Origin of the sequence: Thermoflexibacter ruber, assembly GCF_900113045.1 — a bacterium.
GTDB classification, from domain to species: Bacteria; Bacteroidota; Bacteroidia; order Cytophagales; family Thermoflexibacteraceae; genus Thermoflexibacter; species Thermoflexibacter ruber.
In genome coordinates, this window is record NZ_FONY01000031.1 from 60,897 (window position 1) to 68,575 (window position 7,679).

The 7,679-nt window shown below is 37.4% G+C and carries 8 protein-coding genes and 1 pseudogene; 5 read left to right on the forward strand and 4 right to left on the reverse strand.

All coding sequences use genetic code 11. The features are described from left to right. Positions 1-8 precede the first annotated feature (8 nt). On the reverse strand, positions 9-710 hold the full coding sequence (locus BM141_RS16200; protein ID WP_091548512.1) for a hypothetical protein: 702 nt from the start codon (positions 708-710) through the stop codon (positions 9-11). A 306-nt stretch (positions 711-1,016) separates the two neighbouring features. Here BM141_RS16200 and BM141_RS16205 point away from each other — a divergent pair, with 306 nt between their 5' ends. After that, positions 1,017-1,343 carry a helix-turn-helix domain-containing protein gene (locus BM141_RS16205; protein WP_091548513.1) on the forward strand — a complete coding sequence of 109 codons (327 nt, stop codon included), beginning with the start codon at positions 1,017-1,019 and terminating at the stop codon, positions 1,341-1,343. 57 nt (positions 1,344-1,400) lie between these two features. On the opposite strand, the gene BM141_RS16210 is transcribed toward BM141_RS16205, so the two are convergent. Further along, positions 1,401-2,942, reverse strand: coding sequence for a T9SS type A sorting domain-containing protein (locus BM141_RS16210; protein WP_091548514.1), 1,542 nt, complete (start codon positions 2,940-2,942; stop codon positions 1,401-1,403). A 27-nt stretch (positions 2,943-2,969) separates the two neighbouring features. Continuing rightward, on the reverse strand, positions 2,970-3,689 hold the full coding sequence (locus BM141_RS16215) for a hypothetical protein (protein WP_143090957.1): 720 nt from the start codon (positions 3,687-3,689) through the stop codon (positions 2,970-2,972). A gap of 300 nt (positions 3,690-3,989) precedes the next feature. Between BM141_RS16215 and BM141_RS16220 the strand changes: the two genes are divergently transcribed. The 3 genes from BM141_RS16220 (at position 3,990) to BM141_RS16230 (ending at position 6,917) form a co-directional block, all read left to right on the forward strand. Continuing rightward, complete coding sequence (locus BM141_RS16220; RefSeq protein WP_091548516.1) at positions 3,990-4,256, forward strand: hypothetical protein; 267 nt, start codon at positions 3,990-3,992, stop codon at positions 4,254-4,256. Positions 4,257-4,322: 66 nt separating this feature from the next. Continuing rightward, positions 4,323-5,069 (forward strand): cell envelope integrity TolA family protein, encoded by a 747-nt coding sequence (locus BM141_RS16225; protein WP_143090958.1) that lies wholly within the window; start codon positions 4,323-4,325, stop codon positions 5,067-5,069. Between the two features lie 57 nt (positions 5,070-5,126). Further along, positions 5,127-6,917, forward strand: coding sequence for an ABC transporter ATP-binding protein (locus BM141_RS16230; protein ID WP_091548518.1), 1,791 nt, complete (start codon positions 5,127-5,129; stop codon positions 6,915-6,917). A gap of 12 nt (positions 6,918-6,929) precedes the next feature. Here the strand turns inward: BM141_RS16230 and BM141_RS16235 are convergent, their stop codons facing one another. Further along, positions 6,930-7,316 (reverse strand): hypothetical protein, encoded by a 387-nt coding sequence (locus BM141_RS16235; RefSeq protein ID WP_143090959.1) that lies wholly within the window; start codon positions 7,314-7,316, stop codon positions 6,930-6,932. Between the two features lie 179 nt (positions 7,317-7,495). Here BM141_RS16235 and BM141_RS23035 point away from each other — a divergent pair. Beyond that, positions 7,496-7,679: pseudogene (locus BM141_RS23035) on the forward strand (IS982 family transposase); the annotation flags it as partial.

The following is a 7,679-nucleotide window of genomic DNA, read 5'->3' on the forward strand; positions in this document are numbered from 1 at the left end:
AAAATTAATTAATTGACTTGAAAATTGAGTGTTGCTTTAAATAATTTTATTTCTCTTGACGTTTCTTTCCAACCTACAATAACCCCCTCTTTGAAAACATTTTCACCCTTGATTAGAGGAAAATTGATATAAAACTCTACTTGATAATTACCCTTTTGAATTGGTTTATCAGGGCTGCTTAGGTAAGACCAGTAGCAAGGTGAACTTTTAATGAAAGAGCCTAACATTTGAATGTATTGCCTATCATCAAAGGAACTCTTACTCGTTCCAAGCCAACTTGTGGCTACTTTGATAGTATCTTGAGGTTTAATAGACCAATTAAATACTTGATGGCAAAATTCACCTGTTTGCTGTTTTTGCCCAACTCTTAACCTATTATTGCCATTTAATTTATAGACTTTTAACAAATCGGAAGAATCAAAAGACTCATCTTGCCATGCCCAGTCAAGTGCATCTTTCGTATTATTAATCATAAGTAATTGAAATAGCACATCTTCTCCTTCCTTGAAACAATTGGTTACTTGCCCTTTAGAGTTCATGAGGCGAAATTCAAAGGAGATTTGCCCTTGATTCTCTTTGTAAGAGGCTTTTTCAGGACATAAAGAGGTATTTTCGGCAGGTACTATTTCTTCCTTGCTTTCTTCCCTACTGCAAGTCCATGCAGTACATACCGCAAAGACAAGCCCTAAATACACAACTAATCTTTTCATAAAAATTGAGGTTTAAAATTTTACTTTTGCCTACTTGCTTTCAGGCGTTTCGGCGGTAGCCTTGGGTGGCTACAATAATATAGCATTTTTTCCGATATTCCCACCACTTTGGCGGAGATTTTTTCCTTGAGAGTGCAAACCACTCATAGCCAAAAAGTTACAAAGAGATTTTTTAGCGTATTTTAATAGTTTTTAAGATTAATTAACTATTTTTTTACTCATTGCAACGCTTATGCCTGTCTTTTCGTACTTGTTTTGTGAAGGATTTTATTGCTTTTTCAGTAAAAATGTTATTTTTTTCTTGTTATGGAAATGAAAAATTTAGGCGAGCGTATTCGCCACCTACGCATAGGGAAAGGCTACCCCGTAGAATATATGGCTACTAAACTAAAAATGTCTTGCTCAGGATACTCTAAAATAGAAAGAGGGGAAAGTGAACTGACCTTAAGGCGACTAAAAGCCATTGCAGAGGTCTTAGGTTGTTGTTGTACTATGCTTCTGGAAGAGGAACAGGCTGAACTTGATAAGATAAGTTTAGCTCACTTAGCAAGCAAGATAGACAAAATAGAAACTGCTTTGGCGATTATAGTCAAGGAAATAAATACGCTGAAGAGGCAGAGCAAACAAAACTAAGCAACTGCTGAAAACAAGCGTTTCAAACTTGGGGAAACTTTGAAACGATAAAAAACACTAATTCGTACTTGCTGATTTACTTATGATTATCTGATGCTTTTCCAGTTCCTTCCCATACAAGATGTGCAGGTAGTAAGTCCCTGCTTTCAGCCCTTTGACATCAAAAGAAAGTTCCTTTTCATTGTCTTGGTTTTTGCTCTCTCTGACTACTTTGCCGTCTTGGTCTAAGAGCTTTGCCTCAAAGTCTATCTCAGTAGCTATCGTTAAGTCCTTATTTTCTTCGGTTGGCACTGCGGTAATGGTCAGTACCTCAGAGGTAGGATTAGGGCTATAGACGAAGCGAAAGCCACTACATACATTCACATAGAATACATACCATTCACTCCAACCTGTACAGTTGCGTATTCTTGCTCTCAACTGTGCAGGAAGACCAGATAAACTATTGGCATAAGCAGTTGCTGTAACACCACCATTAATTTGATTACCAACTACATATACATTACCTGAGGTAGGTGCCCACTCTATCTGTGTGATTCCAAAAGGAAGGGGATAACTAACATTGGTGCTTAAATTTACCCCATTATATATCAGCCCAAGATTCAAACCAGCAGAACAAACGGTCATGCCTTGTCCCGCTACGGAAATTAAGGCTACACTGGGGAGTGTGCCAATAGATGATACGGGTATGCTGATGCTATTGCCATTCCCACAAGACGAAGAAACAGCAGTTACTGTAATTGTCCCACTGGCATTTGTGCCTGAGGGTGGAGCAGTAATAGTAGCTACACTGTTATTAGCTGTAGTTATGACGTTGGAAACTGTGAAGCCATTATTAGCAGACCAAATCATCGAGGTTAGGTTAGCTCCTGTTACTGTCAATTGCTTACTTTCTCCTGCACAAAAAGGTGGAGGGTATTGGCTCGATGGGACTGCATTGACTACGGGCGTAGGACGGGTAAAATTAATACTACAAGTTGATTGTAAGCCAGCGCAATCAACCCTTGTTGCTCTAATAGACACGCTTCCAGAAGAGGGTAAATTCTGAGAGGGGATTACAGTAATGCTTGTATTATTACTACTGCTTACAGTCCACCCACTTGGTACTATCCATTGATAATTAGTTGCATTGGCTACTGTAGATGTGGCAAATGTAATAGGTGTTGTACCACAAGGAACACTTATTGAGCTATTACAGTTGTAATTTGTTCCATTTACAGAAATTCCGCTAAACGAGCCAATTGTCTTTATGGTAACATCTAAGGTATATGTCTTTGCTATAGTAGAATTGCATCCACTTCCACTTAAGGTTGCTTCTATCTTCCCAGAAGTACTTGAAGCATTGTTATTCCAAATTACATCAACACTTGTTCCACCATTATTAATGGTTGTTTGCCCATTTGTATTTGAAAATGTGCCACCTGTAACTGTCCAAGAAATAGTACAACCAGAAATCCCCGGTGAATTTCCAACAGCAACTAAGCTGTAGGGAATAGAATTAGAGGCACATGGGGCAGTCTGACCTTGAATTTGGTATGTTTGTGCATAAAGCACTTTAACCGAAAAAACAATAAAATGTAAGATTAAAAGAGACTTTTTCATAAGATATGTAATTAAGTTATTAAAATTTTAAAATAAAACACTCAAATTAATATTCATTAAAGGGCTGTATCGCATAATATTCATACTTCCCTGATAAGAATACTCAGATAGTATATCAGGCATTTCTCGCCTTTTATAATTTATGTTTTCTTTGAAATGCTCTAAAGATAAGCCTGTTTCTGCTGAAATAGCAAAACGGGGGTGAATGAAGTATTTAACTCCCCCAATCCCTCTAAATCCTAAAGAAAAGGCATCACTTTTTCTGTAAACAATCACATCTAAAGAAGTAATTGCGGCGTTGGTTACATCAAAAAATTCTCTGCGATATGTTCCATATACCTCATAGCCATAATAAAAATGGAATTTTTGGAAATGAAACTGCCACTCATACCCTAAGCGCAAGGAAATATATGTAACATCACCAAAATGCTCTGAGAACGAGGAGTATGGTAGAGTATTAGTACGATTGAGATTATAGCTGTTTAATCTACTACCAAAATCAAACCCAACCCTATAGGCTCTTTTTATTAGTCTTTTATTCCTGAGCCTAATAAAGTTTTTCCGAATAAAAGAAGAATAGGGACTACTATTGTTAGCAAAAAAGAGAGGCATAATATTCGTTGCTACCTCCCATTCATAGCGTTTCATTTTTTGTTCTTTTTCTTCTTCTTGAGCTTTTACTTTGGAGTGCAAACACAGCGAAGCCATTAAGACCACCCAGATAGGTGGTTTAAAAATTGGTTTCATAAAAATTGAGGTTTAAAATTTTACTTTTGCCTACTTACTTTCAGGCGTTTCGGCGGTAGCCTTGGGTGGCTACAATAATATAGCATTTTTTCCGATATTCCCACCACTTTGGCGGAGATTTTTTCCTTGAGAGTGCAAGCCACTCATAGCCAAAAAGTTACAAACAGATTTTTTAGCATATTTTAGTGGTTTTTAAGATTAATTAACTATTTTTTTACTCATTGCAACGCTTATGCCTGTCTTTTCGTACTTGTTTTGTGAAGGATTTTATTGCTTTTTCAATAAAATGTTATTTATAAAATGCAAGCTTTATTTCAACAGCTCTCTGCAGATTTGAAAATTAGCACACACTTTCATTTTATAGCCGCTTATTCCCCTCAATTAAGTTTAGTGGAGTATGTAATTCATCTCATTAGGTTAAAAGAGTTGCCTCATGCCGATTCCAAAAAAAGAGTAGCCGATTTTGAGCAGCGTATTAAGTTGATTTGTACACAGCAGGATTTCCTAAGTAAAGAAAATATTATCAATATGTTAGCTCACAGAGAGAGTTTAGTCCTAAATTTATGAATATATTATCCGAAACGGAATAATACAAAGTAAATGCGTATTTTTGTAAAACAGCAAAAGAAAATCATGGATAGAAAAACCTTTTTTTTAGTTTTTGTGGCAGTCTTAGGCATAGTAGGTTACTTGGCTTGGCGGGAATACCAAAAATCCATAGAGGAGGAACGTCAGTTTCGCTTACGCCTCCAGCAAGACGAGCAAAGACACCAAAAAGAATTGGTAGAAGCACAAAGGAAAGTAGAGGAAGAAAAACGCTTGGCAGAGGAGCAGAGAAAGCTGGAAATTCAGCAAAGGTTAGAAGCTGAAAATCAGGAAATTAGTCAAGTAATTGCACAGAAAAAAACAGATGCTTTGGCACAGGTCAAAGGAATTATAGAAAGCAAGGGCAACGGCATCATAGAAAAGCAAGAATCAGAGCAGATTTGGTCGCGAAAAATCACCGAAGTTGCTTTTCATGCTGCGGATTCTCTTTGCACTTATTCCTATCAAACAGGACTAAACGGGGAAACTTTGGTGGAGATAACTTTCTCTCTCAGTCAGTTAGGTAATATAAAGCCCGTAGTAGAGCGCACAGGCAAAACCAACTACGATTTTTTGGAAGTCAATGCCAAATACGAGCAGAAAATTTTTATCTACTGCGAAAGAGGATTGCATAAAGACAACTGCGACAAAAACAAGGAAATCAATACTTTTAGAATTTTTTTAGCAGATAAAAAAGCAGTAGAGCGTCTGCAAAAAAACTTGGAATTACTTAAAAAACTATACGGTACAGACTTCGAGAGTTTGAGAAAAATGTATAAGGCAAATGAATTGTAAGAAAACAGAAATTTATTTGTACCTTTGTTGAAAATTATCTAAAACTTAAACTTTAGTATGCGCAATCCTTATCTTTCTCTCTTAGCGACTGCATGGAAATATGCCCGCCAAGAAAAGAGATTGTATTTATTCATCTATTTTCTCTTTATTTGTTCTAACCTTACTTTTGCTGCCAATCCGCTCTTATATGGTTGGTTTATAGAATCTTTGCAAAAAGATGGCTTAGAAGCAATTAGGTACGTATGGATTTTTGCTTTGGCTTACATCGCTTTGCAGTTAATCGGTTGGCTGTTCCACGGTCCTGCAAGAGTAATGGAAAGAGAATTGGCTTTTCGCCTGAGCAAGAACTTCTTAGAAGAATTGTATCACCAAACTTTGCACCTGCCTACTAAGTGGCATCAGGACAATCATAGCGGAGCCACTATTAACCGTATCCGCAAGGCTTACGAGGCTTTGAGAGAGTTCTTTGAAAATGGGTTCTTGTATGTCTATGCCTTTGCCAAGTTTTTCATGTCTTTTGCCGCTATGCTCTATTTTTCTCCTTTGTTTGGAGGTATTGGTGTCTTGTTAGGCATATTTACGATTTATATTATTTTCAAATTTGACAAGCCTTTTATCAAAGCACTGAACGAAAGTAACGAAAAACAGCACGTAGTATCAGCTACGCTTTTTGACAGCCTTTCTAACATCATTACCGTCATCACCTTGCGTTTGGAAAAGCGTATGCAAGAAGGTTTGATGCAAAAAGTAAAAGAGGTATTTCCTCCTTTTCGCCGACAGGTCAGAATCAACGAGTGGAAGTGGTTTGTGGCAGATATGATGGTAGGCATGGTCTATGTGATTGCGGCAGTAGGTTATGTTTACCAAAACTATGAAGCAGGGCAGCCCTTTGCTCACTTTGGCGGTTTAGTAGCTCTGCTCGGCTTTGTCAATCAGTTTACAAGCGTATTCCACGATATTGCTTGGCAGTACACCCAAATAGTGCAGTACTATGCAGAGGTGCAAAGCGTTAAAAATATCCAAGAGGCATTTGTAGCGCATCACCGCCCTGATGCAAGTATTTCATTACCTGCTCATTGGAGAAAAATAGAAATCCACCACTTGAATTTTTCGCATCAAGAGCGATACAGCGAATCCGTCAAAGCCCATAGTCTGCACGACCTGCACATGCTCATAGAAAAAGGTAAACGCATTGCTTTTATCGGGGAGAGTGGAAGCGGGAAAAGCACCCTGCTGGCGTTACTTAGAGGATTGTACGAGCCTGAAAACGTGAGAGTTAAAATTGACGGAAAAGAAATAGATAATTTAGCTGTGATTTCTGACACAGTAACTCTTTTCCCCCAAGAGCCTGAAATTTTTGAAAATACCATTGCATATAACATCACTTTGGGCTTGCCTTTTTCCGAAGAGGAAATTATGCAAGTATGCGAAGTAGCTCATTTTGCAGAAGTAGTAGGTACACTCCCCAAAGGTTTAGAATCCAATATCCAAGAAAAAGGGGTAAACCTCTCAGGTGGGCAAAAACAGCGATTGGCATTGGCAAGAGGCATATTAGCAGCCAAAGGCAGCGACATAGTGCTATTGGACGAACCTACGAGCAGTGTCGACCCCAAAACAGAGGTACAAATTTACGATAAGCTATTTGAGGAGTTCAAAGGCAAGGCAATTTTATCCTCTTTACACCGCTTGCATCTGCTTAGCAAGTTTGACTACGTATATATCTTGCAAAATGGAAGAATAGTTGATGAAGGTTCTTTTGAATACTTAAAAATACAAAGTCCTATTTTCCAAGAACTTTGGAAGCACCAAGAGGAAGCCCAAGCAGTAGCAGTAGAAAGCGAGTGGTGAAAAGAATGTTATCTATCTTTGTAAGATAACGGTATCAGTGGTATCCCTAAGCGTTCTTCCTTGATTCAGGAAAAGACGCACTAAGAAACGCATAGGTCTGGTCTGATTGGGTGCTTTGGTAAGAAAAAGGTCAATTTTTTCTATGGCTTCGTTTTTTTGGGTAAACAAAAGTTCGCTCCTCTTTCTACGAATAAGCGTATCTAAGAGCGTTCTTTCTCCTTCTTCTGAAAAGCGAGCAGTAAAAAAAGCATTGAGTTTTTTTCCTGCTACAAAAACAGTATCAAAATTTTGCAGGCTTGTAATGTGGATAGAATCAATCCTATCATTGAAAGCAGTGTTTCTGCCAATAGCTCCCCCGCTTGAGTTGCGAGTTCCCAAAGAGCTAATATCAAAAGTCAATCGGATTCCGTAGTCCAGTGCTTTAACGGCTGTATTGTTAGGAATAACTTGCTGATTTTGTGTATTTATATTAACGTGAGTTATTGAGGTAATTGTTTAAAAGTCAATTTTTTATGATAAAAAATGTTCAATATTAATAAATATAGTATATTTGAAAATTACACTAATCAAAGAATACTATGTACTTAATATTGAACACAACAAAACTAATAGAAATTTACATTACTTGTGATGACTTTGCTAAAAAATTTGAACAGTATCAATTAAGTCAAGGACAAGTTGTACCACAAGAAAAAATGTCTTGTTCAGAAATCATGGCAATTGTGATTTATTATCATATATCAGGCATGAAATGTTTCAAAT

Bases quoted from the DNA above. Each gene is read 5' to 3' on its own strand.
- BM141_RS16200 (WP_091548512.1), bottom strand. From the start codon at position 710: ATGAAAAGATTAGTTGTGTATTTAGGGCTTGTCTTTGCGGTATGTACT.
- BM141_RS16205 (WP_091548513.1), top strand. From the start codon at position 1,017: ATGGAAATGAAAAATTTAGGCGAGCGTATTCGCCACCTACGCATAGGG.
- BM141_RS16210 (WP_091548514.1), bottom strand. From the start codon at position 2,942: ATGAAAAAGTCTCTTTTAATCTTACATTTTATTGTTTTTTCGGTTAAA.
- BM141_RS16215 (WP_143090957.1), bottom strand. From the start codon at position 3,689: ATGAAACCAATTTTTAAACCACCTATCTGGGTGGTCTTAATGGCTTCG.
- BM141_RS16220 (WP_091548516.1), top strand. From the start codon at position 3,990: ATGCAAGCTTTATTTCAACAGCTCTCTGCAGATTTGAAAATTAGCACA.
- BM141_RS16225 (WP_143090958.1), top strand. From the start codon at position 4,323: ATGGATAGAAAAACCTTTTTTTTAGTTTTTGTGGCAGTCTTAGGCATA.
- BM141_RS16230 (WP_091548518.1), top strand. From the start codon at position 5,127: ATGCGCAATCCTTATCTTTCTCTCTTAGCGACTGCATGGAAATATGCC.